Origin of the sequence: Nodosilinea nodulosa PCC 7104, assembly GCF_000309385.1 — a bacterium.
GTDB classification, from domain to species: Bacteria; Cyanobacteriota; Cyanobacteriia; order Phormidesmidales; family Phormidesmidaceae; genus Nodosilinea; species Nodosilinea nodulosa.
The window spans coordinates 1,309,267-1,333,835 of the sequence record NZ_JH976537.1 but is presented as its reverse complement, the minus strand read 5'-3'; the positions used below and the strand labels follow the sequence as shown (position 1 = coordinate 1,333,835).

Annotated in this window: 27 protein-coding genes; 14 read left to right on the top strand and 13 right to left on the bottom strand. The window is 59.4% G+C overall.

Annotation, left to right across the window (positions count from 1 at the left end):
- The first annotated feature begins 4 nt into the window (after window positions 1-4).
- Genes secY through infA form a run of 3 tightly spaced genes read left to right on the top strand, consistent with a single transcriptional unit; the run spans window position 5 to window position 2,153 of the window.
- Window positions 5-1,318 (top strand): preprotein translocase subunit SecY, encoded by a 1,314-nt coding sequence (secY, locus tag LEPTO7104_RS0105885; RefSeq protein ID WP_017297629.1) that lies wholly within the window; start codon window positions 5-7, stop codon window positions 1,316-1,318.
- Window positions 1,318-1,872 (top strand): adenylate kinase, encoded by a 555-nt coding sequence (locus LEPTO7104_RS0105880; protein WP_026072410.1) that lies wholly within the window; start codon window positions 1,318-1,320, stop codon window positions 1,870-1,872. Before secY ends, LEPTO7104_RS0105880 begins: the two co-directional genes overlap by 1 nt.
- A gap of 56 nt (window positions 1,873-1,928) precedes the next feature.
- The gene (gene infA / locus LEPTO7104_RS0105875; protein WP_017297627.1) at window positions 1,929-2,153 is read left to right on the top strand and encodes a translation initiation factor IF-1; all 225 of its coding nucleotides are present in this window, start codon (window positions 1,929-1,931) and stop codon (window positions 2,151-2,153) included.
- A 6-nt stretch (window positions 2,154-2,159) separates the two neighbouring features.
- Here the strand turns inward: infA and LEPTO7104_RS0105870 are convergent, their stop codons facing one another.
- Both LEPTO7104_RS0105870 and LEPTO7104_RS0105865 read right to left on the bottom strand, forming a co-directional pair.
- Window positions 2,160-3,203 (bottom strand): N-acetyltransferase DgcN family protein, encoded by a 1,044-nt coding sequence (locus LEPTO7104_RS0105870; protein ID WP_017297626.1) that lies wholly within the window; start codon window positions 3,201-3,203, stop codon window positions 2,160-2,162.
- Window positions 3,184-4,239, bottom strand: coding sequence for a dipeptide epimerase (locus tag LEPTO7104_RS0105865; RefSeq protein WP_017297625.1), 1,056 nt, complete (start codon window positions 4,237-4,239; stop codon window positions 3,184-3,186). The genes LEPTO7104_RS0105870 and LEPTO7104_RS0105865 overlap by 20 nt, the downstream gene beginning before the upstream one ends.
- Before the next feature lie 214 nt (window positions 4,240-4,453).
- Between LEPTO7104_RS0105865 and LEPTO7104_RS0105860 the strand changes: the two genes are divergently transcribed.
- The 8 genes from LEPTO7104_RS0105860 to LEPTO7104_RS0105825 all read left to right on the top strand — a co-directional run bounded on the left by LEPTO7104_RS0105860 (window position 4,454) and on the right by LEPTO7104_RS0105825 (window position 10,667).
- Entirely contained in the window at window positions 4,454-5,110 is a 657-nt protein-coding gene (locus LEPTO7104_RS0105860; protein WP_017297624.1) for a CHRD domain-containing protein, read from the top strand.
- A 166-nt stretch (window positions 5,111-5,276) separates the two neighbouring features.
- The gene (locus LEPTO7104_RS0105855) at window positions 5,277-5,861 is read left to right on the top strand and encodes a sigma-70 family RNA polymerase sigma factor (RefSeq protein WP_017297623.1); all 585 of its coding nucleotides are present in this window, start codon (window positions 5,277-5,279) and stop codon (window positions 5,859-5,861) included.
- Between the two features lie 4 nt (window positions 5,862-5,865).
- Window positions 5,866-6,645, top strand: a complete 780-nt coding sequence (locus LEPTO7104_RS0105850; RefSeq protein WP_017297622.1) for an anti-sigma factor — start codon at window positions 5,866-5,868, stop codon at window positions 6,643-6,645.
- A 101-nt stretch (window positions 6,646-6,746) separates the two neighbouring features.
- Entirely contained in the window at window positions 6,747-8,183 is a 1,437-nt protein-coding gene (locus tag LEPTO7104_RS0105845; protein WP_017297621.1) for a pyridoxal phosphate-dependent decarboxylase family protein, read from the top strand.
- Between the two features lie 440 nt (window positions 8,184-8,623).
- The gene (locus LEPTO7104_RS0105840; RefSeq protein WP_017297620.1) at window positions 8,624-9,283 is read left to right on the top strand and encodes a DUF3386 domain-containing protein; all 660 of its coding nucleotides are present in this window, start codon (window positions 8,624-8,626) and stop codon (window positions 9,281-9,283) included.
- A 213-nt stretch (window positions 9,284-9,496) separates the two neighbouring features.
- Window positions 9,497-10,030, top strand: a complete 534-nt coding sequence (locus LEPTO7104_RS0105835; protein ID WP_017297619.1) for a TrmH family RNA methyltransferase — start codon at window positions 9,497-9,499, stop codon at window positions 10,028-10,030.
- Window positions 10,031-10,060: 30 nt separating this feature from the next.
- Complete coding sequence (locus LEPTO7104_RS0105830; protein ID WP_017297618.1) at window positions 10,061-10,342, top strand: 2TM domain-containing protein; 282 nt, start codon at window positions 10,061-10,063, stop codon at window positions 10,340-10,342.
- Between the two features lie 16 nt (window positions 10,343-10,358).
- On the top strand, window positions 10,359-10,667 hold the full coding sequence (locus LEPTO7104_RS0105825; protein WP_017297617.1) for a DUF3181 family protein: 309 nt from the start codon (window positions 10,359-10,361) through the stop codon (window positions 10,665-10,667).
- Between the two features lie 6 nt (window positions 10,668-10,673).
- Here LEPTO7104_RS0105825 and LEPTO7104_RS0105820 read toward each other — a convergent pair whose 3' ends face one another.
- On the bottom strand, window positions 10,674-11,630 hold the full coding sequence (locus LEPTO7104_RS0105820; RefSeq protein ID WP_017297616.1) for a hypothetical protein: 957 nt from the start codon (window positions 11,628-11,630) through the stop codon (window positions 10,674-10,676).
- 291 nt (window positions 11,631-11,921) lie between these two features.
- Between LEPTO7104_RS0105820 and LEPTO7104_RS0105815 the strand changes: the two genes are divergently transcribed.
- Window positions 11,922-12,620, top strand: coding sequence for a response regulator transcription factor (locus tag LEPTO7104_RS0105815; protein ID WP_017297615.1), 699 nt, complete (start codon window positions 11,922-11,924; stop codon window positions 12,618-12,620).
- 98 nt (window positions 12,621-12,718) lie between these two features.
- Here LEPTO7104_RS0105815 and LEPTO7104_RS0105810 read toward each other — a convergent pair whose 3' ends face one another.
- The 3 genes from LEPTO7104_RS0105810 to chrA all read right to left on the bottom strand — a co-directional run bounded on the left by LEPTO7104_RS0105810 (window position 12,719) and on the right by chrA (window position 15,589).
- Window positions 12,719-13,144, bottom strand: coding sequence for a hypothetical protein (locus LEPTO7104_RS0105810; RefSeq protein ID WP_017297614.1), 426 nt, complete (start codon window positions 13,142-13,144; stop codon window positions 12,719-12,721).
- Window positions 13,145-13,204: 60 nt separating this feature from the next.
- On the bottom strand, window positions 13,205-14,185 hold the full coding sequence (locus LEPTO7104_RS36760) for a GUN4 domain-containing protein (RefSeq protein WP_017297613.1): 981 nt from the start codon (window positions 14,183-14,185) through the stop codon (window positions 13,205-13,207).
- Window positions 14,186-14,329: 144 nt separating this feature from the next.
- Window positions 14,330-15,589 carry a chromate efflux transporter gene (chrA, locus tag LEPTO7104_RS0105800; RefSeq protein WP_083887009.1) on the bottom strand — a complete coding sequence of 420 codons (1,260 nt, stop codon included), beginning with the start codon at window positions 15,587-15,589 and terminating at the stop codon, window positions 14,330-14,332.
- Window positions 15,590-16,093: 504 nt separating this feature from the next.
- On the opposite strand from chrA, the gene LEPTO7104_RS0105795 reads away from it, so the two are divergent.
- Window positions 16,094-17,002, top strand: a complete 909-nt coding sequence (locus LEPTO7104_RS0105795; protein ID WP_026072408.1) for a LysR substrate-binding domain-containing protein — start codon at window positions 16,094-16,096, stop codon at window positions 17,000-17,002.
- Window positions 17,003-17,072: 70 nt separating this feature from the next.
- Here LEPTO7104_RS0105795 and LEPTO7104_RS0105790 read toward each other — a convergent pair whose 3' ends face one another.
- The 7 genes from LEPTO7104_RS0105790 to LEPTO7104_RS32905 form a co-directional block, all read right to left on the bottom strand.
- Window positions 17,073-17,528, bottom strand: coding sequence for a hypothetical protein (locus tag LEPTO7104_RS0105790; protein WP_017297610.1), 456 nt, complete (start codon window positions 17,526-17,528; stop codon window positions 17,073-17,075).
- 53 nt (window positions 17,529-17,581) lie between these two features.
- Window positions 17,582-18,046 (bottom strand): hypothetical protein, encoded by a 465-nt coding sequence (locus LEPTO7104_RS0105785; RefSeq protein ID WP_155523535.1) that lies wholly within the window; start codon window positions 18,044-18,046, stop codon window positions 17,582-17,584.
- A 291-nt stretch (window positions 18,047-18,337) separates the two neighbouring features.
- Window positions 18,338-19,234: an ROK family protein gene (locus tag LEPTO7104_RS0105780; protein ID WP_017297608.1), complete on the bottom strand. Its 897-nt coding sequence runs from the start codon at window positions 19,232-19,234 to the stop codon at window positions 18,338-18,340.
- A 57-nt stretch (window positions 19,235-19,291) separates the two neighbouring features.
- Complete coding sequence (gene stpA / locus LEPTO7104_RS0105775) at window positions 19,292-20,545, bottom strand: glucosylglycerol 3-phosphatase (RefSeq protein WP_040696140.1); 1,254 nt, start codon at window positions 20,543-20,545, stop codon at window positions 19,292-19,294.
- A 106-nt stretch (window positions 20,546-20,651) separates the two neighbouring features.
- Window positions 20,652-21,446: a YdcF family protein gene (locus LEPTO7104_RS0105770; RefSeq protein WP_017297606.1), complete on the bottom strand. Its 795-nt coding sequence runs from the start codon at window positions 21,444-21,446 to the stop codon at window positions 20,652-20,654.
- Between the two features lie 26 nt (window positions 21,447-21,472).
- Window positions 21,473-21,889 carry a hypothetical protein gene (locus tag LEPTO7104_RS0105765; RefSeq protein WP_017297605.1) on the bottom strand — a complete coding sequence of 139 codons (417 nt, stop codon included), beginning with the start codon at window positions 21,887-21,889 and terminating at the stop codon, window positions 21,473-21,475.
- 193 nt (window positions 21,890-22,082) lie between these two features.
- Window positions 22,083-23,882: a protein phosphatase 2C domain-containing protein gene (locus LEPTO7104_RS32905; protein WP_017297604.1), complete on the bottom strand. Its 1,800-nt coding sequence runs from the start codon at window positions 23,880-23,882 to the stop codon at window positions 22,083-22,085.
- 188 nt (window positions 23,883-24,070) lie between these two features.
- Here LEPTO7104_RS32905 and LEPTO7104_RS0105755 point away from each other — a divergent pair, with 188 nt between their 5' ends.
- Complete coding sequence (locus tag LEPTO7104_RS0105755; protein WP_017297603.1) at window positions 24,071-24,496, top strand: NfeD family protein; 426 nt, start codon at window positions 24,071-24,073, stop codon at window positions 24,494-24,496.
- The last annotated feature ends 73 nt before the right edge of the window (window positions 24,497-24,569 follow it).

Genomic DNA, 24,569 nt, shown 5'->3' with positions numbered 1-24,569 from the left:
TTGCATGGTCGTAAGTCGGGGTAAAAATCCCAGCGCGCAGGAAACATTTATGCAGATGGCCCAGGCCGCTGGCCTGCGCAGCCGTCTGCTGGTGACCCTGGGTTTGCTAGTGCTGGTCAGACTGGGGATTTTTATTCCGGTGCCGGGAATTGATCGCCAGGCCTTTGCATCGTCGATTCAGTCGGGTAGCTTGGCAGGCTTTGTCGGGTTTCTGGATATCTTTGTGGGCGGCGGTTTGTCGGCTCTGGGTATTTTTGCTCTAGGAATTCTGCCATTCATTAACGCCTCAATTATCATGCAGCTGCTGACGGCAGCTCTGCCCCAGCTTGAGGATTTACAGAAAAACGAAGGCGAGGCCGGACGACGAAAAATTTCTCAGATTACCCGCTACGTAGCGCTGGGCTGGGCAATTTTGCAAAGTTCGTTATTGTCCTCATTTTTGTTGTACCAGTTTGCGCAGGTACCCGGTCCGGCCTTCATTGCGCAGACGGTGATCGCCCTGACCGCAGGTTCAATGTTTGTGATGTGGGTCGGCGAGTTGATTACCGAGCGAGGTATTGGTAATGGTGCTTCGCTGCTCATCTTTTTGAATATTGTGTCTACGCTGCCTCGTTCCTTAGGGCAGACTATCGAGCTAGCCCAGAGTGGCGATCGCGGCTTAGTCGGCGGCGTCATTATCCTGATGATTGCCTTCTTGGCAATGATCGTTGGCATCGTCTTTGTTCAAGAAGGTACTCGCCGAATTCCCATTATTTCTGCCCGTCGCCAGGTGGGTCGTAAGCTGTACCTAGAGCAGAGTAACTATTTGCCCCTGCGGCTAAATCAGGGCGGTGTAATGCCCATTATTTTTGCCTCTGCGGTTTTGGTATTGCCCATTTCACTGACGCAGTACATCAGCAATCCTCAATTTAGCCAGTTTGTAAACAACTATCTGAACCCTACTTCCTGGTTCTATGTTTCGCTTTACCTGGTTCTGATTCTTTTCTTCAGCTACTTTTATTCATCCCTGGTGATGAACCCTGACGATGTATCTCGAAACCTGAAGAAAATGGGAGCCAGCATTCCTGGCATTCGTCCTGGCAAGGCAACGACCGAGTATATCACCCGTATTCTGAACCGATTGACCTTCCTGGGGGCTATTTTCTTGGGCATGGTGGCGGTTGTGCCGAGTGCGGTAGAGAGTCTAACTCGAGTACAGACTTTTCGCGGCTTTGGTGCCACCTCGCTGCTGATTTTGGTGGGTGTTGCCATTGACACCGCAAAGCAGATCCAAACCTACGTGATTTCTCAGCGCTACGAAGGGATGGTGAAGCAGTAGTGACGAGACTAATCTTTCTGGGTCCACCTGGAGCAGGCAAGGGCACTCAAGCTGTGCTGCTGGCTGAGGATTGTCAGGTACCTCATATTTCCACAGGAGATATTCTGCGATCGGCCGTAGCCGCGGGTAGTGAGCTGGGCCAAAAGGCAGATCACTACATGAGTGCTGGGGAACTGGTGCCCGACGATCTGATTCTCGATTTAATCGAGGAGCGCTTAGGCCAGGAGGATACCCAAAAAGGGTGGCTGCTGGACGGATTTCCTCGCAACGTGCCCCAGGCGGAGTTTTTGCAGAAGCTGCTGGAGCAGATTGAGCAGCCTACTGATTTTGTCATTAACCTTGACGTTGAAGATGCGGTAATTGTGGCCAGACTATTGCAGCGAGGCCGCAAGGATGACGAAGAGTCGGTGATTTTAAATCGGCTTGAGGTGTATCGTGAGCAAACAGAGCCGCTGATCGAGTTCTATCGCAGCCGTCAGCAGCTGGTATCGGTGGATGGAAATCAGACTATGGAGGCAGTCCATGCTGACCTCAAGCGTCTGATAATGGAGTAGCGGCTAGACTTATGCTAGAGTTCAGCCGGATTGTTTGTACTTAGGGAGATTTCAGCTTGTCTAAGCAGGATCTAATTGAAATGGAGGGTACCATTACCGAATCGTTGCCGAACGCGATGTTCCGGGTCGATTTGGACAATGGTTTTAACGTATTGGCCCACATTTCGGGAAAAATTCGTCGTAACTACATCAAGATTTTGCCGGGCGATCGCGTCAAGGTAGAGCTTACCCCCTACGACCTGACCAAGGGTCGGATTACCTATCGTCTCCGCAAAAAGTAGCTCGATTTAGGCCAGTATGGGCGTTAATAATTTGTCGGCCCCTGTGCGAAAGATGTCTGCGCAGGGCAAATTCGTTTGCGCTCCGATAGCTTGCACAGCAGCCTCGGCCTCAGCGGCAGTCAGATGGCCGGTGTTGAGGGCGATCGCGACTACTTTAGCCGGGTAAAACGCGCCCGCCGCCGTAGTCACCTGCTCGTACAGGTCTACCACGCTGGGAAGATCGGGAATTTTCACCTGGGGAAAGTTGTGGATGTGGGTTTGCCCGGCCCGGTGCACAAGGACTAAGTGGGTGGGCTGCGTTCCCCGCAGCAGGGGCAGCGTAGCCGTCGAAGCCGGGTTGAGCAACGACCCCTGCCCTTCGACAAAGATGAAATCGTGGTCGGGGCCGTAGCGCAGGATCTGCTGCTCGATCGCACCCGATGCATAGTCGACTCGAATGGCGTCTAGGGGCACGCCGTCATCCCCCAGCATGAGGTTGGTCTGCCCGGTGGCGATCACTTTGGATCGTAGCCCCCGACCTAGACAGGCGCGGTGCAGTTCTAAGGTGGCGGACATCTTACCGACAGACATGTCGGTACCTACGGTCAGAATTCGCTTGCAGGAGAGCTGGCTGGCCTGACCGCTGCCTACGGTTAGCCCCTCTGGCTCTTTACGCACATCCCAGATCCACTGGTCGGGTCTAAGCCATGGTTGCAGGGCTGGGTGGTTGGCCATGGGCGTGTGAAGGCCGTTGACAATACTCAGCCCCGCCTTGACCGCCTGCTCAATTTCTTGGAACCAGGCTTCAGGCAGCTTGCCACCGGAGGGAGCTATGCCGATGGCCAGGACATCTGGATTAAAGGTGAGGGCCTCGGTGAGCGACTCGACCACGGGAATTGGTTTATCGATGCCGGTAAGGTCGACCAGCGATCGCCCCGCCGTCTGGTAATCAATTACGGCAACAATGGGCGACTGGCTAAAGCGCAGTAGGGACAGGCCGGTTTTGCCCATGGGGCCCTGGGTGCCCTCGTGCATGAGCAGAGCAATACGGCTATCGGGCTTGAGGTGCATAGGCGAGTCCGAGTCCAGGGTGGTTAGATGGGAGCAGGCGACCCTCGGCCAGCGTGAGCCCCCTGAACGGGTCGTCGCGCAGGTTGAGGTGGCTGTCGAGGTCGAGGTAGTCGGCCAGGGGCGAGAGTTGGGCCATGGCCCCGTTGGCCAGGCTGCTGTCGGAATAGCAGCCAAACATCACCTGAAGGCCGCAGGACCGGGCGGTATGAATCATCCTCAGTGCTTCGCTCAGCCCGCCAGCTTTCATCAGCTTAATATTAATCCCGTCTACTAAATTCGCTAGGTGAGGAATATCTGAGCTGTTAAAGCAGCTTTCATCCACAAAGACCGGAATCGGCGAGTGCTGTTTGAGCGCCGCCAGGTCAGCATTTTGACTTACGGGCAGGGGTTGTTCGAGGTGGGTGACGCGGCGATCGCCCAGCCAGTCCGCCATCGTTTTGGCCTCCTCCACAGTCCAGCCGCCGTTGGCATCGACGCTGAGGCTGACGCTGGCGGGGATGTAGTCGAAGATAGCTTGAAACATGGCCTGATCGGCTTCGATGCCGTCGGGGCTGCCCAGCTTTACCTTAAGGGCGCGAGGGTTGGTTTGCTGTAGCCAGTCCTGCGATCGCTGCCGGGCCGCTGCGGGGGAAGCAATCCCCACGGTGACCGAGGTGGGCTGGATACGACCTAAATCTAGCCCCAGCAGCCGCCAGATGGGCTGCCCCGTGGCCTTACCGCACCAGTCCCACAGCGCCACATCCAGGGCTGCACCAGTGGCGGAGTGAATCGACAGCGCGGCAACGGTGGCCTCGATTGCCTGGCGATCGAAGGGATGGAAGGGAGCCAGCGCTGTCTGTAGCCTAACGACATCCTCCATCAGCATATCCAGGGTTTGTTGATGGGTACCAATGCAAAAGGGAGCCGCTTCGCCCCAGCCTTCTATACCCTCGGCGCTGAGTTTGAGCCAGAGATTGGTGGACTGGGCTGTGGTGCCGCGGCTGATGGTCAGCGGCACGCGCTTGTGGACGGTAAAGGGCTGGCAGAACAGTTTCATCGGGGGTTGGCTGGCTCCATGGCATCTATCTACTCCACGTATAGCGCTTCTGGGGATGGCTGAGGGCGCGGCTGGGGCGTTTTGGCGCTGATCTGGTCGCCATTGGGCGACACCTGAATCCAACATTAAGCCACTGCCGTACTACCTACGAGCCTCTGCTCTAGCAGGCTCCCAGCCATTGGATGGAAGGCCCTTTATTAAGGAAGAAAACACGATGTTTAAAGAACTGAAAAATCTGCGCAGCGGCTTGATTGCCCTGGCCACCTGCCTGTTTGTGATGGTGCTGTACTCTCCCATGGTGGGTCAAGCACTGGCTCAGTCGCCCCTAGGGTCTGCCACCGTCTCAGCACCTTGGCCTACTACCCCTGACAAAGCCTTTGCCGTCGGAGAACAAATTGACATCAACCTAGCGGCAGCAACGACACCGCTGCTGGCTCAGAACATGACGGGTGAACCCATTGTCACCTATGTAGCGATGCTCAGCCCCAAAAATGTCGTACCCAAGTCGCCCATGACCGAAGCTCGCGGGGTTGTCGGGGCGGCACTGGCGGGCGATCGCCTGGTAGTGCGGGGCAGCTTTCGGGAACTGACCAGTGCCCTGCGCGACTACACGACGGACCCGGTCAACCCACCTAATGCCAACATTACCTCGGCCTTTCACGTTCACCAGGGTAGCCCCAGCGAGAACGGGCCGTTTCAGTACGCGCTTGAGGTGACGATGGATGGCACAGGGCTAGGCGGCAGCGCCATGGGCGACTACACCCTCACCCCTGAGCAGCTTCAGGCCCTGCAGTCCGGGATGCTTTATATCGATCTACACACTACTCGCAACCGGGGCGGTGAGCTGCGCGGCATCCTGATGCCGGTTTAGCCAGCCGCAGGCAAGCCCTCCGCTGGGTAGCCCCCTGGCCAAAATCTCGCCTCCCAACCGGATGGCAACAGATCCAAATCGTGGCACTGTATAGGCAACAACTGTGGTACAACTTCGTCCCAGGACAACCCAAAAGGCGAGGCTGGTGTCTGAGCATCTGGCGGATATGGATTTTGAGCAATTGACTCCGGCTGAGATTAGCATTCAAACCGATGGGGATCTGTGGCTGGCCCTAAAGGCAGGCCAATCGAGTGCCCTTGGCACGCTCTATGACCGCCACGGTGGGCTGGTATACGGCATTGCGCTGAAGGTGTTGGGCCAGGCCCAGGAGGCTGAAGACTTGACCCAGGATATTTTTGTGCGGCTGGCCCAGTCTACGGCCTACGACCCTCAGCGCGGTTCGTTTCGCACGTATTTGGCCATTTTGACGCGATCGCGAGCCATCGACCGGCTGCGATCGCGTCAGTCGGCCCAGGCTTCTTTGGCTCGTCTGCGGGCCTCCCATCTGCCGCCCCAGGCTTCTACGCCTGCCGATGTGCTGGCATTGGCCGAGCGGGCTGAGGCGGTGCAGCTCGCCCTGGCGCAGCTGTCTGACAGCCAGCGGGAAATCTTGCGGCTGGCCTACTATGAGGGGCTATCCCAGGCCGCCATTGCCGAGCAGTTAGACACACCGTTAGGTACTGTGAAGACCCATTCTCGCCGGGGGCTGCTCAAGCTCCGGCAAATTCTCCAAGATCGCTGGAGTAACTAGTTCTATGACCAGCTCTATCCCGCCAGAACAACTCCAAGACCTGCTGGCAGGCTACGTTCTCTACGATCTCAGCCCGGAGGAATCGGCGGCTCTCGCCAGTCTACTGGCGGCCAACCCTAGCCTGGGGTGGGACATCGAGCAGCTTCAGCAAATCCTAGTGGTGGCCTATGATGGCGGGCCGGTTAGCCCTCCAGCGCATTTGAGACAGGCCATTCTGCGCGCCTCCAGTGACCTAGAGACGGGGGCGGCCCCACCGTCTGCTCCAGCAGGCCCGTCACCCGAGGTTGGCAGGTTGCGCCCCGGTCGCTGGAGGCTGGCCCTGGGGGCGGCATTGGCAGCCCTCATTGCAGGCCTGAGCCTCAGTAATATTGTGCTCTGGCGCACGCTGCAGCTCGAACGGGCCAGCCGTCTCAGTGGCGAAACCATCGCGATCGCCCTCGGGTCTCCCAACGACCCAACCATGGGGCAGGCCGAGGTGGTCCTTAATCCCGAGACCCTGGAGGGTTCTCTGACGGTCGAAAACCTGCCTCCGCTGGAGCCGGGCAGCGTCTACGTGCTGTGGACCGTGCTAAATGCCGGTGCTCCCGCTACCGCAGACCAAAAAAATGCCATTCTGACCTCGGTGTTCACCGTGGATGAGCAGGGCAACCTGTCGCAGCCGATTGATTTACCGGCGGTGTATCGCCGCGATCGCAGCCTGATCAAAGCGGTAGCCATCACAAAAGAAAGGGCTGCCGCCCCCCAGGCCCACCAGTCGGCCCCGATCCTAATCCAGCCCATCTAATCCTCGAAGGCTGCAAGATACCCACCGTTATCGAACCGGCCTGGCCAAGCAAAGCCGCGTTGGCGAGATAATTAGGCCATGTTTCAGGCTGGAGGTGCCCGTTGGCTTTTTTTGATCTGCCCGCTGATGCCTTTGTTCACCCCCTAGGCCACAATCGAGCGGCCATTGAGGCGGTGTTTCAGCAGGTGGTAGCGCAAATTCTCGACTATTTAGCCGGGGCGGGCAGCCATGGTCCTCTGCCGTCAGTCGAGCGCGTTCCATTTAAAGGCATTCCTGAACAGTCGACGGCGATCGCATCGCTGCTAGAATCCCTCGACGACCTCATGGCCCAGTCCATGAACCCGGCCCACCCCGGCTACCTGGGCCACATGGACCCGCTGCCCAGCACGGCCTCCATTGTCGGGGACTGGGTAGCCGCGGCTCTCAACAACAACATGCTGAGCGTCGAAATGTCGCCAGTGCTGTCGCGGCTAGAGCCGCTGCTGCTGGCAGAGATAGCCCAACTCTTTGGCCTGGGAGAGGCGGCGGGGGGGCTGCTAACCAGCGGTGGCAGTCTGGCTAACCTGCAGGCTCTGACCCTGGCCCGCAATGTGAAGCTCGACTGTCTCTACGGCGGCCTAGCCAACGGCCTGCCGCCGGTGATCTTGGCTTCGGAGCTGGCCCACACCTCCATTCAAAAAGCAGCGATGGTGCTGGGGCTGGGCATTGACGGGGTGGCGCTGGTGCCCACCGATGCCCATGCCCAGATGGACATCGCGGCCCTGGAGCACAAAATTCAGGCGGCGATCGCCCTGGGGCAGCGCCCCTTTGCGGTAGTGGCCACGGCGGGCACTACCGTCACCGGCAACATCGACCCCCTGCCAGCGATCGCCCGGATTGCGAAGGCCTACGGCCTGTGGTTCCATGTCGATGCGGCCTACGGTGGCGCGATCGCCTTTTCGCCCACCCACCGTCACCGCCTGGCGGGCATTGAGCAGGCCGACTCGATTACCTTCAACCCCCAGAAGTGGCTGTACGTCACCAAAACCTGCGCCTCGGTATTGTTTCGCGACCTGGGCTTACTGCACAGCCACTTTCGGGTATCGGCCCCCTACATGAATACCGAAGTCGACTGGGCCAACCTGGGCGAACTGTCGGTCCAGGGTACCCGCCACACCGATGTACTGAAACTGTGGCTGACCCTGGCCCACCTGGGTAAAGCGGGCTGCGCCGAACTCATCGATGCCAGCTACGCCCTGACCCGTCACTTTGTAGCCCAGGTGCGCCTGCGTCCCTACCTGAAACTGGCTAGCAATCCAGACATGAACCTAGTCTGCTTTCGGGGCTGCCCTCCAGAACTATCTCCCGAGCAGTGGGATAGCTGGAATAGGGGCCTACAGCAGCATTTGCTAAATCAGCACCGGACGTTTCTCTCGCTGCCAGTGCTCAGGGGGCAGCGGTGGTTAAAGGCGGTGCTGCTAAACCCCTTCACGACGGCGGCCCAGGTGAGCGATCTATTTTTGGCGATCGATGGGTACAGGGGGAAGGTTCAGCCATAGCCGCCGCCCCACTGGCCCCCACCTATGCGCAGGCAAAACGAGTTATCCACAGCCGCAAAATTTTCTGTGGATAATGTGCTGCTGGAGCTGAGTAAATACCTGGTCTAGGGTGAGAACCCTGACTAGACAAGCGGTTGAGACTAGAGCCAGAAAACGGCGCACCAGTTTGCCCTGTGGAAAACACCACCTAAACTCAGGCCTCTAGGGCCAGTTTGGCAGCAAAAATCACAGCCGTATCGGTTTAGGCTAACAGCCGGGCTTTTAATAATAGGGAGCCTCCCCTGGCCTGGCTGTAAACCAGACTACATTTCCTCGCCAGTGGGGCCCGGCCTGGTTTAGTCCAGGAGCAGGCGAGGGGAAGCTAGAATCGGTATGCTAAAGAAGCCCCAGTGCAAGAGCCCCATGCTTTTGCCCACCGATACTCACCGGGAGATTTTTAGATGGTTGGAACTCAACTCGCCGCACGGGACTTTTTTCGGGCCGCCTACGAAAACCGCTACACCTGGGATGCGGCCTTCCCTGGCTATACCGCCGATGTCACCTTTACCCACAACGGCAAAACCTACAGTGGCCAGGTTCAGGTCAGCGCCGATCTGAAGCTAAGCGTGACCGGCATCGCCGATGAGGCGGCGCAAAAGGCCGTTCACGGCCAGCTGTTTGAGGTGTCTATTCACCGCGTTCGCCGCGCCTTTGAAGACTCCCACGGCAGCAATACCTTTGACTACGGTAAAACCCTGGCCGATGGGGCCGTGGAAATTCTGATGGGGGGCAAGGCCGAGGGCGATCGCTACGAAATCAAGAATCAGGAAGTATCTATGGTGCACCGCCACATCCACGGCGTTGTCGTCACCATCCACACCTACAGCAGCCACGATACTGGGTCGGGCTACCTGTCGCACCGCTATGACTCGGTTTACCACGACCCCAAAACCGGTGAGCAAAAGGGCGGCCTCAGCGATTTTGAAGACGAGTACACCGAGGTGGGTGGCTACTATATTCTCTCTCGCCGCGTCATTGAAACGACCATCGAAAATGGCAGCGACATTCAAGAGGACTCCCAGGAGTTTGTGTTCTCCAATATTGAGCTGCTAGGAGCCTGAGGGCCAAACCAGGTGAAGGAAACTGCTGGAAAAAATGCCTCCAGGTAGGGGCGCAGACCCTGCGCCCTTAGAGTTTGCAAAATTCTCGGGTATTTTCGTTGCCAGCATGGTCCCAAGGACGGTTCCTGGCCTGCTCTGCCCGCCTGGGTAGGGCAGGTCTGCCATATTTTCTGCCGCCATATCGTCTGCCCCTGCGCGCATCGATCACCGCCCATGGCGCTAGTTCGCACCCGCTATCCCACCCTGCCACGCCACGCGCTGGTGGTGTGCGCAGCCCTGGTGGAAAATCCAATCAATCTGGGCATGCTCTGCCGCACAGCCGAAGCCTTTCGACTTGAAAGCCTGGTGCTCAGCGATCTGAAGCTGGCGCAGGATCGCAAGTTTCGCCAGGGGGCAGTGGCGACCCACCAGTGGCAGCCCTTGATGGCGTGCAGTCCAGAGGATGTGCCCGAATGGTTGCAGCGGCAGCGGCAGCGGGGCTACAGCCCTATCGCCCTCGATCTTCAGCCCCAGGCCATGCCCCTGCCTAATTTAACCTTTCCAGAACGGGTTGTGCTGGTGCTGGGGCGCGAGCTGACGGGCGTTCCTCCGGCAGTGGCAGCGGCCTGCGACCATGCCCTGGTGATTCCCCAGTACGGCCTGGTGCAATCGCTGAATGTGCAGACGGCAGCGGCCCTGGCCATATACGCCTACATTTGTCAGTGGGGAATGGACTCTGCGCCTTTGGCCCCTACACCTTTAGAATGAAGGACGTAGCATAACTGTGATATTTGGCCTATGCCGCCCCGTTGGCCCCGTAAACCCACCCGAGAAGACCCGGCCTACCGCAAGCTAGAAGATCGCATCAACTTTGCGGTCCACGTGGCGGCATTTACCGCCGTCAACTCCGGGCTATGGTTCTTTCATACCCTAGATCCTGCCTGGGTGCCCTGGGTCGCGAAGGTAACGCTAGCCTGGCTGCCGGTGCTGGTGGGGAATGGCATTTACATTTTCGCGATCGCAGACTATTCACCCGCGCCCCTTGCTCCCACCCCCCCTGACCCCAACGGAAAGACCTAGATAGAGAACCCGAATCATGTCTGACGCCTCTACCGCCCGCGCCATCGAATCCCTCGCCGCCGCCATTGGCGACAAAGTGTATTTGGATGTTGCCAAGTGGCACCTGTACCTGGGCGATGCCAAACTGCACACCCCCCTGGCCGAAAAGCTCTATCCCCTGGTCACGGGCGATAAGGTAACCGAAGCCGCGGTGACCGATATTTTGGCCAGCACCCCCGTAGCGCTGGGCGGCGGCCAAAAGACCGTTACCCTGGCCGATCTGATTCCATCGACGGGCAAGGCTGACCTCATGGACGCGATCGCCGACTACCAGCGCGACCTGTAGCCGGCCCTAGGGCCGATGGGGCCGGTTATGGGGCGGCTCCTGGGAAAAATCGTCCTCGGGCCACAGCTCCATAGCATCCACATCGATTGTGGGGGTTTTGTCGTCCCGGAGGTTGGGGCCAGAGGGCAGTCCGGCGGTGGCGTCGGTAACGGCTTCGCGCAGCTGATTGCGCAGGTGGCGAGTCCGCTTTTTGACATTGCCCAACAGGCCGCCCAGTTTGTCTTGGGCCTCGGCCTGAAGCTTCTGGCGACGCTCCTGGGCCTCGGCCTGGAGCCTTTGGCGACCGTCCTGCAAGCGATCGCTGACCTGCTGCTGGGCCTGGCGAGTGGTTTTGACGGCGGCATCCCAGCCCTGGCGAGGGTCGGGAACGTTGTCTAGGGGCAGGCGATCGAGGGGAATGCGGTCGAAGGGCGATCGCTGGGGGGAGGGCTCTGGGGGCTGCGGTATGCCAGCCTGGACGAGGGGAGCCGCCGTCAGCGCCGCAGCTTCCGCCATCATTCGGCGGCGGCCCGTGCTGATCACGGCCACTGGTTCCAGGGCATACAGGCCAGGGGCCAGGGCGCTAGCTGCTTCAGGAACAAACAGGTATTGCAGAATGTTGCCGGTAGCTGGGTCAAAGCGGTAGTCGATCAGTTGGCCGATGCGATCGCCGTGGTCTGACCACAGCTCGACCTCCCCCAGGGGCAGGCAGTCTTGCAGATGCTCGTCAATGGCGGCAGCCTGCGCCCCAGCTTTGACCACCACCCCATCGCGCCCAACCGAGCCGATCTGAGTCCACAAAAATCGTCGGCTCTGGCGATTGATCAGCCCGCCGGCATTACAGCCAATACCCCTGACCTGGTGGGTGTGACCATTGACCCAAATTTCGGCAATTGGGCCAATTTCTTCGGCGGTGTCGAGGTTAATGGCCAGGCGATTGAGCAGTTCGCTCTTCAGCATGCCCTGGGAAAATGACCCGTCCATATCAGCTACTCCTGCGATCGCGAGTCCAGGCCACCCTTGACCTGGCTGAGGTCTGTCTTCAATGGTAGTCGATTAGAAATGAGCGGCGGGAATGAGTAGTTCTGCTGAAGGCTGCTGTCCCTGGACGGCTGTCTTCCCTAAGACTCAGCCCAACGCCCCTATCTGGCTGCAATTGTCTGGCTGTAATTGATAACTATTGATAAACCCAGGAGTCGAGTACAGCAGGCCCGACAGTCCGTCCCGACAATTCCGGGTTAAAGTGAGCATTAATAGGTCATCTAGGGCGATTCCATGTCTGAGCAAGCCGGAAACATTCTACTGGTAGACGACGAGCCAGGTCTGCGCGAGGCGGTGCAGGCCTACCTGGAGGACAGCGGCTTTACGGTGCGATCGGCCAGCAACGCCAAGGAAGGGTGGGATCTGCTGCAACAGGAGACCCCGGACGTGCTGATCTCCGACATCATGATGCCCCAGGTCGATGGCTACGCCTTTTTGGCCCAGGTGCGCGACGACATTCGCTTCAAGGGGCTGCCGGTGCTGTTTTTAACGGCGCGGGGCATGACCAGCGATCGCATCCAGGGCTACAACGCGGGCTGCGACGCCTACCTCTCCAAACCCTTTGACCCCGAAGAGCTGGTGGCGGTGGTCACCAACCTGATGGGTCGCCGCGCCGCCCAAACCATGGACGCGGGCGACATCCCCGATATCGCGGTCATGGCCCGCCAGATCGAAGAAATCAAAGCCATGCTGAGCCAGAAGGGCGGCATCGCCAAGGTGACCTCCGACATTCGCATCGACCTCACACCCCGTGAGCAGAGCGTGCTGGATCTGGTGGCCGAGGGGCTGATGAACAAAGAGATCGCCAGCCGCCTGGAGACCAGCGTGCGCAATGTGGAGAAATATGTCAGCCGCCTGTTTAGCAAGACCGGCACCAACAGCCGCACAGAGCTGGTGCGCTTCGCCCTAGAGCACGGCATGGTAACGACCTAAACAACAGACCAGCGACGCGATCGCCGGGCTACTCATCAACAGCTATTCGGTCGTCGTTATGACGGAACAGGTGGGTGCCAGCCAAACTCAAGAAATGCTCATACTGACACAGGTAGGTCAGCTAAGGCAGGAATCTTTTGGCCTCGCCACCGGAGCAGCGACCAGGCGTAGGCTTTACGCAGCATTAGATGATCGGCAGATTGCCTGAGGGCAGAGAGTTCTTGACGTTCTTCGGGGGTGAGTAGTTCGACTTCGTTTTTTTGCAGCAGTTCGGTGTGGCGGTTGTGCTGTGCTGGTTCGGTTTGGGCTTGGGCGATCGCATACAACTCTTCCACACCCATCCCCTGCATGGCTAGCAGATCGGTTTGCAATTCTGATGGTGCGTTATCGACCGAGGGCGGCAGGTTGCTCAGCACGCTCTGGGCCACCAGAGACTCGATCGATTGATGGGTCGCCGCCGCAATTCGCATCAGTTGCCGCATCACTGGCTTTGGCAGCTCGATGGTAATTTGCTGAGTGCTCATAGCAATTGGCAAGAGGAGACTCTGAAATATTTTTTTAGATCGGGCTGGAGCGCTTATTTACTACAATTTACAATTCTCGATGCGAGAGAAGATCCTCCTCCAACCAACCCCCCCACCCCACCCCACCCAAACAGGAAATTCTCCTACAGGAGAATTCTTAAGGTCGAAGGTTAGGCTAGAGTAGTTCACGTAAGCGTTTCCTTTCCTCCAGCCGACCCGATGGCAAAATTCATGCCAGATCTTGTCGCCGGGATAGTTGCTGTCGAGTTTAGCACCGCACTCGACATAGATGCGCTTTTGCACGCTAAAGCCCCATTTACCATAGCTATATTTCACCCATAGCGCATCAATCATTTTCAGGTCGGTACAAGGAAAATTCAGCAGTTCTTTCTCACGAATCCAGTCATTTTCTTTTCGCTCCACAGCTTCTAACATGCGGCGAGCGGTTTCTCGGTCGGATTCTCTCCATTGACCAGCTTTTAGCAGATCGCGCAGTTTGCGATAGTCAACACCTTTTTCAGAACTCAGGTCGTCGTCCTCGGCGGGTTGAGCGGGTGTGGGCTTTTGTACCAGGGTAGTGGTGGGCGGTGCCCACCCTACGGGGGCGGGAGGGATGGCGTCTGTAGCTACGTCTTGAATGAGCGTGGATTCGGCGGTGGGGGTGGGTGCTGGGAAATAGGGTCGCAGGGTATCGAAAAAGCGAGCCGGGGGGAGTTTGCCGCCGATGACATCGACCGTTTGCAGCGCGGCGACCGAAAACCAGCGCGGCCCTTCGAGCAGCAGCGGAAAGATAGGCTTGCGGATTTCCAGGGCGTGGGTGAGTTCGCACTGCACCCAGTGCGACTCTTCAGAGCGGGGCGACATCACCACCAAAACCAGTTGGCAGCGCTCCAGTTGTTCGCGAATCACGCGAGGCCAGGTAGTGCCGTAGTCAATGTGGTCATCGAGCCACACGGGCAGGTGGTGAGACTTTAGCGCCTGGGCCAATAAAGCAACGTAGTCTTGGTCTTGGCGGCTGTAGCTGATGAAAATATGGCTCATTGCGGCGCGGCGTCCCTGTTCCCAAGCCTAGTATGGCCCAGGGGAGGGGATTTTAGATTTTGGATTGGGGATTTTGGATTAGGTCTGACTCACAGCTTCCCCATCCTTTGCCAAAAAATCAGTCCACCCGCCAAAATCCAAAATTCAAACAATGGCTCCCGCAATCAGCCCCACCACCGCCCCAGCGGGCACCAGTTGCCAGGTGGGGCGACGAAAGCGCACCAGAGCGATCAGCGCGGCGATTCCCACGGTGACGGCAACAACCGTGCGAGGTAGGGTGGGTTGAATCAGCGCTGTGGCGGCGAGGGGAATGGCGGCGGCGGCGATCGCCCCCAGCGCAGCAGGCATCACCCCTTTTAGAAAGCTCTTGACCCAGGGGTTTTGCCGCAGCCGCAGCAAAAAGGGCGCGGCAAACATAATAAACCCAAACGACGGTGTGAAGATGGCCACGGTCGCCACCAGTGCCCCCAGCACCCCGGCCACCTTGTAGCCCACAAAGGCGGCGGTAATCACCACCGGGCCGGGGGTGAGCGACCCAAGAGCCACGCCGTCGAGAAACTCGCTGCGGGTCAGCCATCCAAAGTCATTGACCACGGCAGCCTCTAGCAGCGGAATGATCACCAGGCCGCCGCCAAAGATAAACGCTCCAGTTTTAAGAAAAAAGGCAAATAGAGGTACGAAGTAGTCCTGAATCCGGTCCAGGCCCCAAAAGCTAGAGACGGACAGGAGGTCCCCCGGCACCGTGGCCAAAACCGTCGGCAGTCCTTGAATGATGGGGACCAGGGGGGCCAGCCAGACGCCAGTGCGGAGGGATGAGCCACGGGGACGGTACACAACTAAGCCAACCAGACCCGCCAGCACAAACAGCAGCAGGATGTTGGCGCGAAAGAGTAGGGAGAGCAGCAAGACGGAAAGTGCGATCGCAGCTCCCGGCCAGTCTTTGATCGCCTTTTTGCTCAGCTTCCAGCAAAAGCCCAGAATGATGGCCATCACCACCGGGGAAATGCCCAGAAACAAATTGTCAATCTGGGGCACCCCCTGAAAGCGAAAGTAGGCCCACGACAGCGCCAGCACAATCAAAAAAGCCGGGGTAATAAAGCACAGCCCTGCCACCATGGCCCCCAGTTGCCCAGCTCGCAGGTAGCCGGTATAGATGCCCATCTGGGTCGAGGCGGGGCCAGGCAGCATTTCGCAAACGGCCACCCCTTCTAAAAATTGCTCTTCGGTAAACCAGCCGCGCCGGGCCACCGCCTCGTCGTGGATCATGGCGATGTGGGCCTGGGGGCCGCCAAAGCCGATCAGGCCCAGCCTTAGAAAGAGTCGGGCCAGCTCTTTTAACCGAGCCAGCAGGCTGGCTTGGGATAATTCCACAGCTGTGGAGTCTACGTCTGGCGACCGGCCCATGGTCAAAGCGATACAACTGAGAATGCCAATGTATCGAACTTCGACCATAGCGGCCTATATCGGGCAATACATTCGTCCGCACTGAGGCCCTCAAAAGGATGCCACTCGCGGTTTGATTCTTACCCCTAGAGGCTTTGGCACTGCTGATGCGACAGCCCTTGCGCACCCACGCTGGCGTACAGCTAGGACTCGACGGCTGAAATATAGTAATAGTCACGTTGGTTAGGATATCCAGAAACCCTATGAACGTTCTAAACGTTTGAGCGTTCATAGGAGCCATGTCTTAACCAGAGTGGCTACAGCTATATCTCCACCGTTTTGGCGCACTTGGCTCCCTAGCGTCTCTGCTTCCTGGCTTGCAGGAATAGTCTCTAAACTTCCCAAATTACCAGGTCGATTGTCGTGCACCACTACGTTGAGGGAGCCATCAAACCAGGCGTTTGCTTGCTTTAGCAACTTTTGTGTTGCTAAGCTCAATGAGTATTTATACCATGTGCTGCTTATATGGTTCAGCCAATACCCAGTACAAAGGGAATAACCCTTCACCAAATGGAGGTTTTTGAAGCGGTTGCTCGCCATGGCAGCTACACAAAGGCTGCCGAAGAGTTGTACTTGACCCAGCCAACGGTCTCGATTCAGGTGAAGCAATTGTCTAAGACCATTGGCCTACCGCTGTTTGAGATGGTTGGCAAAAAGCTTTATTTGACTAAGGCGGGGGACGCGCTATTGACCACCTGCCGCCAGGTCTTGGCTCAGCTTTCAAGCTTAGACAATACGCTGGCGGCGTTTCAAGAGCTAAAGCAAGGGAGGATCAAAGTAGCCACCGTTGAAAGCGGCAAAACAGCCCTGGTTCAGCAGCTGAAGCCGTTTATGGATCGCTACCCCGGCCTAGACATCTCGATCCGGATCGGTAATCATCGAGAGCTGCTAGACCGGCTGCAGCAAAATGAGGACGATATCTACCTGTTTAATCTACCTCCGGCCCTGAATGGGGTTGAGGTATTGTCCTGTATGGATGTACCGCTGCACATTGTGAGCCATCGGCAGCATCCACTAACCGAACAGGCGATAGTGACTCCCCAGCAGCTAGCCCAGGAGTCATGGATTTTGAGCGAGCCAGGATCCGCCAACCGCCAGCTGCTAGAGGAATTTTTGGCGGCGCAGGCCATAACCGTGGGTAGACGCCTGGAATTAAGCAGTATTGAAGCAATTAAAGCCAGTATTCGAGCGGGATTGGGCATTGCGGTGCTGCCCGCCTCCAGCCTGTCTCAGGCAGACCTGGCCACCGACCTGGCGATCTTACCCGTAGCGGAATTTTCACTGCGGAAACAGTGGCATGTAGCCTACCTCAAAGGTAAGTACCTATCGCCCGGGGCAGTCTTATTTCTCGACCACGTACTGAAGCAGCTTTGAGCCGCAGCGGGGCAATTTTAGGTTGCGTAAATCGAGCTTCAGCGGCGCGATCGCCCATTCGATCAAACCGCTAGTTGCCAAAGCCCCGAAAGTGGCCGGGCAGAAGATTGATACCGAGGGCCGATTTTATCAGGTAGACCAGCATCACAACACTGGTGCTCAGGGCCAGGTTAAACCCCAGCAGCAGCGCGACGGCCATCACCCAATTGCCAAACTTCGTCAGCCGCGAGACCGGGACATCGCGCCGAGTGCGGCGGCGATCTTTACCCACCATTAGCACAATGAAATAGCGGCTGACCAACAGGTCGATGGTGAACCGGAGATCGACCAGTTTAGGAGCGGGCTTGGGCATGGCCAGGGCTATGACTCGCTCGACCTCTGCCCGCTGCCGGAGGCTAAGGCTGGCCTGCACCTCAGGATGAATTTGAGCCAGGTAGGTGGCTGGGGCGGGCGGCAGTCGGGGCGTCTCTGAGGGCGGCCCCCCAGTTCTAACCACCTGGCGGATTTTGTACCAATAGGTTTTCATCGAGCGCTTAAACTCTGCCGATACTGTTTTGCCATTGGTCTACGTCACCAGCGCTAGAGATGCTCCCAGGGTACCCAACCCGGCCAGTGGTTTTGATAAAGGCTGGCCCCTGTTTGCAGCGCTAGCAGCAAGCCCGTCGCCAGCACCAGCTGAACGCCCCAGCGATAGACCCCTGGGCGCTGCCGCAGCGTTTGCCCGATTTTGGCCAGCAAACAAACTGCGGCAACGCTTCCCCCCCACAGCACCAGCACAGTGTAGGCCCAGTATTTGTAGTGGATGTTGGCGGGCCAAAAGGCCGGAAAAATATCGAAGGCGACGAGCAGGGCGATCGCTACGGAGATCACGGCGCTAGCGGGCACCACGCTGCCCCAGCCTACCCCGAGGCCATAGACGACCAGCAATCCAGCTATCACAATCCCGGCGGGGGGAACCGATAGAGCGGCTAGCCACCAGCCCCAGCCCGCCATTCCTAGGATTAAGATGGCCAGCGGCAGGGCCATAACTAGCAGTGTTCGCACAGACGACATTCAGCTCTAGCGATAAAGCGCTTAGATCAACCCGGTCACTCTTTAGCATTGGGGCCACCGAGAAGGCCACCGTTTATAGTTAGCCCAGGCGGTCGCCGACAGAACCATTCAAGGGACGGTATCGCCAGTTTGATGGGTGCTGATGGCTGAGGTCACACAGCGCCGCCGTTCGCTTGATATAGCTGGGGACAGCCTGGTTAAGACAGGTCTCCTATGAACGTTCAAACGTTTGAACGTCCGTAGGGTTTCTGGATGTTCTAACCAACGTGACTATGGCTATATCTAGACGTACTGCTGAAGCGCCAGACGGGCGGCCCCGGCGATGCCCGCCCGGTTGCCTAGCTCGGCCACCAGCACCTGCATACCCTCGCGGGAACTGGGCAGCACGCGGGTTTTTAACTCCGCCAGAGTGGTCGGCAAAAACAGCTCTGCGGCGGCACAAATGCCGCCGCCGACAATCACGGCTTCGGGGGTGAGCACGTAAACCAGGCTGGCGATGCCCGCCCCCAGCCAGCGACCGTAGGTCTGCCAGAAGGCGATCGCCCCCGCATCCCCCGCCCTGGCCTGCTCGAACAGCGCCGCTGGGGTTAGCCCCGTCTCGCGCTGAATCGCCTGCACCGAGCAGTACTGCTCTAGCGAGCCTCGGTTGCCGCTGTTGCAGGGCGGCCCGTCGGGGTTGAGGGTGATCAGCCCCAGCTCTCCGGCGGTGCCCTGGCGACCCACAAACAGCCTGCCATCGAGAATAATTGCGCCGCCCACTCCGGTGCCCAGGGTGAGCGTCAGCACATCTTTAAACGCCCGCCCGGCACCGAGCCAGGCTTCGCCCAGTCCGGCGCAGTTGGCGTCGTTGGCAACCACAACCGGGCGACCCGTCTGAGCTTCGAGCTGGTCGGCAATGGGCACATCTTTCCACCCAGCTAGATTGATGGCCACGCGGGCAATGCGGCCAGCGGCATCGGCGGGGCCGGGGGTGCCGACACCGATGGCAACGGCGTCGTGGTTGGGGTCGAGGGCGGCGATCGCCTCGGCCATAGCCGCAATTACAGCGTCTGGAGTTGAGGGCTGGGGGGTGGACACCGACAGATCCTTCAGGCATTGCCCCGTCTGGGCAAAGCGCCCCAGCTTAATCGCCGAACCGCCCAAATCTACGCCGATGACCTGTTGCTGCCCTGTCCCCATCGCTGACCTCTACGTGCATCAATTCCGCAAAGGTCATTGTCTCAGATTGACCCAGGTTTAGGGCCGTCTTGCCGCTGCGGTTTGAAACGCCTGGCAGTACTGCCGGTAGCCACCGGGAAAAACCACATTGAGAACGAGGGGATCGTCGCCGTCGCGGGGGTCGCCGGGGCCTGCGGTGACGATGGTTTTGCCGCCGCGATCCTCCAGCTTGAGGGCTCTGCGGTTCTTGAGTTCGCCGCCGCTGCTGTCAACGTAGGTGACGAGATTGCCCGTACCAAACTGCTGGCCCAGGGCTTGAATCAGGTGCAGAAAGTTGCGATCGCTCCCCCCGCGCTTCGCCACCGGCTCGCCCTTCTCCATCACCACCACACTCGTCACCGTGTCCCCCACGCCGATCAGGGTAGGCATCAGCGCCGGGTCAAAATTTTGAATGACTAAATCCAGCAGGTCGGCGTGGCTGTGGGGGGCCTGGCGCACGCTAAAGTCTTGGCCGAGGGGAAATTCCCCCGTTTTGGCGGCGTAGTAGCGGTTCAGCAGGGCCAGCACCCCGGCCTCTTTGATCGCCCCCCGCAGCATGAACTGAAAGTCGGTGGTGCCCGACTCGTCTCCCTCGCCAAACCAGAGAATTTCTTTGCCGTCGGGGCCGCGCCCGTGGTTAGGGGCATAGTGGACAAAGAACGAGTCGGCCAGGCCCTGGCGAGCCGCGTCGCGCAGCAGCTCTTCCATTAGCGTCTGCATGGCGTACTGGAGATCGGTATAGAGGGCTCGCCGATCGCCGAGCAGGCCGTACAGCGTGTTGAGGTTGGCGGTCGGGGAAGCCATGTTGTCGAGGGCTGAGGCATTGATGCCGGACTGGAGGTCGGCGGCGGCGATCGCCTCAGGATACTGGTCAAAAAACTGGTGCAGGCGCGATCGCATGCGATCGGGCACCGCCGCCAAAAAACGCAGCTCCGCCTCACTCACCCCCGGATGGCTGACCTCTCCGGCGCGGGTCTGCCACTGCACCCCCCCCGCCGCCAGCCCCGGCAGGTAGCGAGGTTCGCCCCCCTCCCCAAACGCCCGCTCAACAATACCGTTAATGCCTCGCGGCCCGGTATGTTCGCCGTTGGTGAGCACGTAAAAGTGGCCGTCAAACGCCTCGGTCGCCCTGACATAATCCAGGTCGATCACGCGATCGAGGGGATCTTTGACCAGCTCCATGCAGACCCCATCCAGGTCTTGAATAATCAGCAGGTTGTCGGTGGTGGCGAGGCAGTCAATCCAGGCGCCGTGGTCGAGGGAAAACTGCTGCTGGTGAAGCAAAGAAGACATGATAGAGGCCATGGGAAAACCAAAGGTGCAGCCAGACAACGGGCAAACGCCTTCACCTTACCAGCCTGCCTCCCCGATGTCTCCCACCTGAGGCAAAACGCGACGCCTAAAGCCAGCCCTTGAGCCAGTAAACGACCATGCCGAAATATTCCTTCAGGGCGCGGGTGAGGTAGTGCAGGCTTTCGGTCTGGGGAGCCAGGCCCAGGGCGCGGCCCTGCCAGGTGGTGGTGCTGGGGTCAACGGGGTTTCTAACCACGTGAAAGTCGGTGGAGGCCGGGATTGCCGCAAAGCCCTGCTTTTTGAAGATGGCCAGGGCGCGGGGCATGTGCATAGCAGACGTGACCAGCAAAATGCGCTCAATACCGCGATCGGCGAGCAGGGCCTTCGTTTTAGTCGCGTTTTCAATGGTGTTGAGCGCGTCGGGCTCAAGCAGAATAGCGCTAGCGGGCACTCCCAGAGCCCTGGCTAGTTCCGCCATATCCTCGGCCTCAGAGCGGCTTTTGCCCTGGCCCCAGGTAATTCGCCCGCCGCTCAGCACTAGCAGCGGTGCCTTTCCAGCCAGGTACAGGCGGGCGCCGTGAATCACGCGATCGCCCTCTTCTGCCACCTCTATCCAGGGGCGCGGCGGCAGCTGGGGCCGAATTGCCCCGCCCAGCACCACGATCGCCTCGGCCTTGGGCAAATTTGTCGTGTCCTGGTAGCGCCACTCCAGGGACCGAATCACCCTCGCCGCCACCCAGTTATTGCTGCTCACCAGCAATAGCGCCAGGGCCAGCGCGATCGCCCTTGCCGCCCACCGAGGCCGCCGCTTTAGCAGGACCAGGGCGGCTATCAGCAGCACGCAGACCAGCCCCAGCGGGTAGAGCAGCTGCGGCAGCAGTTTAGACAAAAACAAAAACATTCCACCTCACCGCCTCACCGACCCACCTACTCTCGCCCATCGGCCTGCTTCCCTAACAGATCCCGCATCTCGCCCAGCAGCGTCTCCTGCTCCGTTTGCAGCGTCTCCAAACGGCCCATGATTTCGCTCAGGCGATCGCTGCCACCCGCTGTCCTGGAAGGCTTGACCCACCGCCGCACCAGCACCGCCGACAGGGCTGCAAACATCCAGCTGCTGAGGCGAAAGGGCAGCCGCACCAGGGCCAGCCAGAAGCCTTCGGTGAGGCGGGCGATCGCGCTCCACAGCCCGGCAAACAGCAGCAGGCCTACTATTGCCAAAGCCAGCGCCCACAGCGGGTGCCCCACCAGCCAGCCCACCAGCGGATGCTCCGCCAGCCAGCCCTGCATCGGCCTCAGCAGCAGCGACTCCCAGGGGTTAGTAAAGGTATCGGTCAAAATCCCCATGGTTTACCTATCTGGCCGCTCACCCACCCAGTTCCGGTGAACCCCACTCTTCTCACTCATCCCCTCATCCCCTCATCCCCTCATCCCCTCATCCCCTCATCCCCTCATCCCCTCATCCCCTCATCCCCTCATCCCCCCACCCCCTCACTCCCCCCATCCCCTCATCCCCCCATCCCCTCATCTCCTCATCCCCTTAGGGAGCCGGAGCCGTCGGCGGCGGCGGCAGCGGTGACGGCGGCTCCGGCGAGCGGCTAGACAACCACCACCAGCCCAGTAGCCCCACCAGCAGGGCAGACCCAGACACCGCCAAGATCCAGCGGGGGATGCCCTGGGGCGGCTTAGACTCTGCCGGGGCGGAGGCAACCTCCTCCGGCAGGCTCTCGCCGTAGAGCGTGGCCCCTGGCGGAGGGACGGTTTCTTGCCGAGAGCCAGCGGCAGCATCTGGCTCGGTCTGGGCCGAGGTCTGGGTAAAGAGCTTGTACTGCATCAGCACGACGGCGGTGTTGTCGTGGCCGTTTTTCTGGTTGGCCAGCTCAATCCACGAGGCCACCGCCGAGTCGAGGGTCACAATGTCTTTAATAATCAGGCCGATGTAGTTGGCCCAGGCGTCTTCAATGCGGTAGTTGTCGCTGAGGCCATCGGAGCACAGCAGCAAAATGCCGGTTTCATCAAAAATAAAGCGCCGCAGGTGGGGCCGCAGGTGATCGCCGCTGCGGGTGCCCAGGGCCTGGGTGAGGGCTCCGGCATCGCTGCGCTCCTGGGCCTGGGGCCAGGTCTGGCGGCAGGCAATCACCTCGCGTCCGGCAATGTCGTCATCCACCGTCAGCGGGTGGCAGTAGTCCGGGGTAATCCAGTAGGCGCGGCTGTCGCCCACCTGAGCCAGATACACCTCGCTGACTCGCTCCCAGCCCTGCTCGGTCTGCACCCGCTGAGGAATTACCACCGCCATCACCAGGGTCGTGCCCATGCGCTGACGGCCCACCCGGCCCCGGTTGTCGTTTTGAAAGCTAATCAGCTCGTTGACGATGCGAATCACGGCCTCAAGCTGCTGCACAATCACCTGGGGAGGCAGTATCCGCAGCTCGTTTTGGGCCTCGGCCAGCAGCGCCTGGAGCTGAATTTGCAGCGACTGCACGGCCAGCTGGCTGGCGATTTCGCCATCGTCGTGGCCCCCGACCCCGTCGCACACCATCGCAACCTGTAGCCCAGCAGTTTCGCTCTGGGTGCCCTGGGGCCAGCAGGCATCTTCATTGCGGGGCTGGGTCGGCCCCTGGGCGGTGGCTCCGGCCAGGGCAATGCGGGTTGATACCATAGCCGCCTGGCCCAGCAAAATCTGGTTGAGCTCGAGGGCCAGGGTGGCCGCATCCATATCCCCTGCATCAATGCGGTTGACCAGCAGGCGCAGTGGTTCAGAGACCGACAGGTGCAGCGGGGAGAGCAGCGATCGCCACAGCTCCGCCAAATCCGCCAGGGTGGGCGGTTCCGCGTCGTCCTCTCCGGCGGGCAGCAGCTCTAGCAGCCGCAGTCGCCAGCCATCCACCCGCAGATTGCTGGGCATCAGCAGGCTCCTGGCCAAACCCAGGTCGCCCAGCGTTCCCCATAGCTCCCAGAGCTGCCACAGCCAGTTGGCCTGCCGCAGCGGCGGCGCGCTAAACAACCCCGCCTCCAGTTCCGGCAGCAGCGCCCCGGCCTGGGGATGAATCGGGGCGTTCTCCAGCAGCAAAATTGGGGGTGCTCCGGTGCGCTCTAGCACCCCGTAGAGCCCTGGCACATGCAGCCGATGGGGGTGGGCTTTCAGGTAGGGCATCGCCTCCGGAGGAAACGCATTGGGAACGCTAGGCCGCTGATCGGGCTGGGTATCGAGCCAGATATACGGGGCCACCACCTGGTAACGCTGCCCCACCAGCTCATCTATCGGCAGGGTTTCCAGATCTGTCCCTACGACCCACAGGTAGGGTTTGTAGCGAGAGGGTCGGCGTTCTACACGGTTCATAGGGCGATCGGCACAGTTCAACGCCAGGAATCTCTTAAAACAACGTAATCAAGCCCCCATTAGGCTTGACCCTAAAGATAGATTAATCCTATGAGGATAGCGAAACTTTCTGGCGGGCAATCTAGTATCGGTGTCACCCGGTTAGAATCAGTCCGTCTCCAGCGCCTCTGTTTCTCTACCGGGTTGCCATGAACTATCCCTTGTTTTGGGCCATTCTGGGGGTCATCTTCTGCCTCATGGAGCTGTTTTTGCCCACCGGGTTTGTGGAATCTACCCTGGGCATCAGCGCCTTTATTGTGGCTGTCATCGCCCTGGGAGTGCCGTCCTTTACGTTCCAGATGGTGGTCTGGGTAGCGCTATCGCTGGTGTTTACTTTCTCGCTGCGGTGGTTTTTGCCCAAGCGCACCCCGTATATCCTGCAAGACTCGACCGAAGCCCGCACCCTAACCGCTATTCCCCCCGGAAAGGTGGGGCGGGTAATCTACGAAGGCAACTCCTGGCAGGCCCGCTGCGACGACGAAACCATTACCATCGGTGCCGATCAGCCGGTGGTGGTGGTCAGCCGCAAGGGCAACACCCTGTATGTGATCCCTGAAAGTGCGCTGAGGGCCTAGGCCAGCACCGCACATCCACCACCACAAACGCTTTCATACCGCAAACGCTTTTTATCGCAAAACAGTGAAGGAA

Bases quoted from the DNA above. Each gene is read 5' to 3' on its own strand.
- LEPTO7104_RS0105855 (WP_017297623.1), top strand. From the start codon at position 5,277: ATGGATTTTGAGCAATTGACTCCGGCTGAGATTAGCATTCAAACCGAT.
- LEPTO7104_RS36760 (WP_017297613.1), bottom strand. From the start codon at position 14,185: ATGAGCCATATTTTCATCAGCTACAGCCGCCAAGACCAAGACTACGTT.
- LEPTO7104_RS0105780 (WP_017297608.1), bottom strand. From the start codon at position 19,234: ATGGGGACAGGGCAGCAACAGGTCATCGGCGTAGATTTGGGCGGTTCG.
- LEPTO7104_RS0105830 (WP_017297618.1), top strand. From the start codon at position 10,061: ATGCCGCCCCGTTGGCCCCGTAAACCCACCCGAGAAGACCCGGCCTAC.
- LEPTO7104_RS0105820 (WP_017297616.1), bottom strand. From the start codon at position 11,630: ATGGACGGGTCATTTTCCCAGGGCATGCTGAAGAGCGAACTGCTCAAT.
- LEPTO7104_RS32905 (WP_017297604.1), bottom strand. From the start codon at position 23,882: ATGAACCGTGTAGAACGCCGACCCTCTCGCTACAAACCCTACCTGTGG.
- LEPTO7104_RS0105810 (WP_017297614.1), bottom strand. From the start codon at position 13,144: ATGAGCACTCAGCAAATTACCATCGAGCTGCCAAAGCCAGTGATGCGG.
- LEPTO7104_RS0105770 (WP_017297606.1), bottom strand. From the start codon at position 21,446: ATGTTTTTGTTTTTGTCTAAACTGCTGCCGCAGCTGCTCTACCCGCTG.
- LEPTO7104_RS0105865 (WP_017297625.1), bottom strand. From the start codon at position 4,239: ATGAAACTGTTCTGCCAGCCCTTTACCGTCCACAAGCGCGTGCCGCTG.
- LEPTO7104_RS0105840 (WP_017297620.1), top strand. From the start codon at position 8,624: ATGGTTGGAACTCAACTCGCCGCACGGGACTTTTTTCGGGCCGCCTAC.
- stpA (WP_040696140.1), bottom strand. From the start codon at position 20,545: ATGTCTTCTTTGCTTCACCAGCAGCAGTTTTCCCTCGACCACGGCGCC.
- LEPTO7104_RS0105870 (WP_017297626.1), bottom strand. From the start codon at position 3,203: ATGCACCTCAAGCCCGATAGCCGTATTGCTCTGCTCATGCACGAGGGC.
- LEPTO7104_RS0105795 (WP_026072408.1), top strand. From the start codon at position 16,094: ATGGTTCAGCCAATACCCAGTACAAAGGGAATAACCCTTCACCAAATG.
- LEPTO7104_RS0105765 (WP_017297605.1), bottom strand. From the start codon at position 21,889: ATGGGGATTTTGACCGATACCTTTACTAACCCCTGGGAGTCGCTGCTG.
- chrA (WP_083887009.1), bottom strand. From the start codon at position 15,589: ATGGGCCGGTCGCCAGACGTAGACTCCACAGCTGTGGAATTATCCCAA.
- LEPTO7104_RS0105850 (WP_017297622.1), top strand. From the start codon at position 5,866: ATGACCAGCTCTATCCCGCCAGAACAACTCCAAGACCTGCTGGCAGGC.
- LEPTO7104_RS0105755 (WP_017297603.1), top strand. From the start codon at position 24,071: ATGAACTATCCCTTGTTTTGGGCCATTCTGGGGGTCATCTTCTGCCTC.
- secY (WP_017297629.1), top strand. From the start codon at position 5: ATGGTCGTAAGTCGGGGTAAAAATCCCAGCGCGCAGGAAACATTTATG.
- LEPTO7104_RS0105835 (WP_017297619.1), top strand. From the start codon at position 9,497: ATGGCGCTAGTTCGCACCCGCTATCCCACCCTGCCACGCCACGCGCTG.
- LEPTO7104_RS0105825 (WP_017297617.1), top strand. From the start codon at position 10,359: ATGTCTGACGCCTCTACCGCCCGCGCCATCGAATCCCTCGCCGCCGCC.
- LEPTO7104_RS0105790 (WP_017297610.1), bottom strand. From the start codon at position 17,528: ATGAAAACCTATTGGTACAAAATCCGCCAGGTGGTTAGAACTGGGGGG.
- LEPTO7104_RS0105860 (WP_017297624.1), top strand. From the start codon at position 4,454: ATGTTTAAAGAACTGAAAAATCTGCGCAGCGGCTTGATTGCCCTGGCC.
- LEPTO7104_RS0105815 (WP_017297615.1), top strand. From the start codon at position 11,922: ATGTCTGAGCAAGCCGGAAACATTCTACTGGTAGACGACGAGCCAGGT.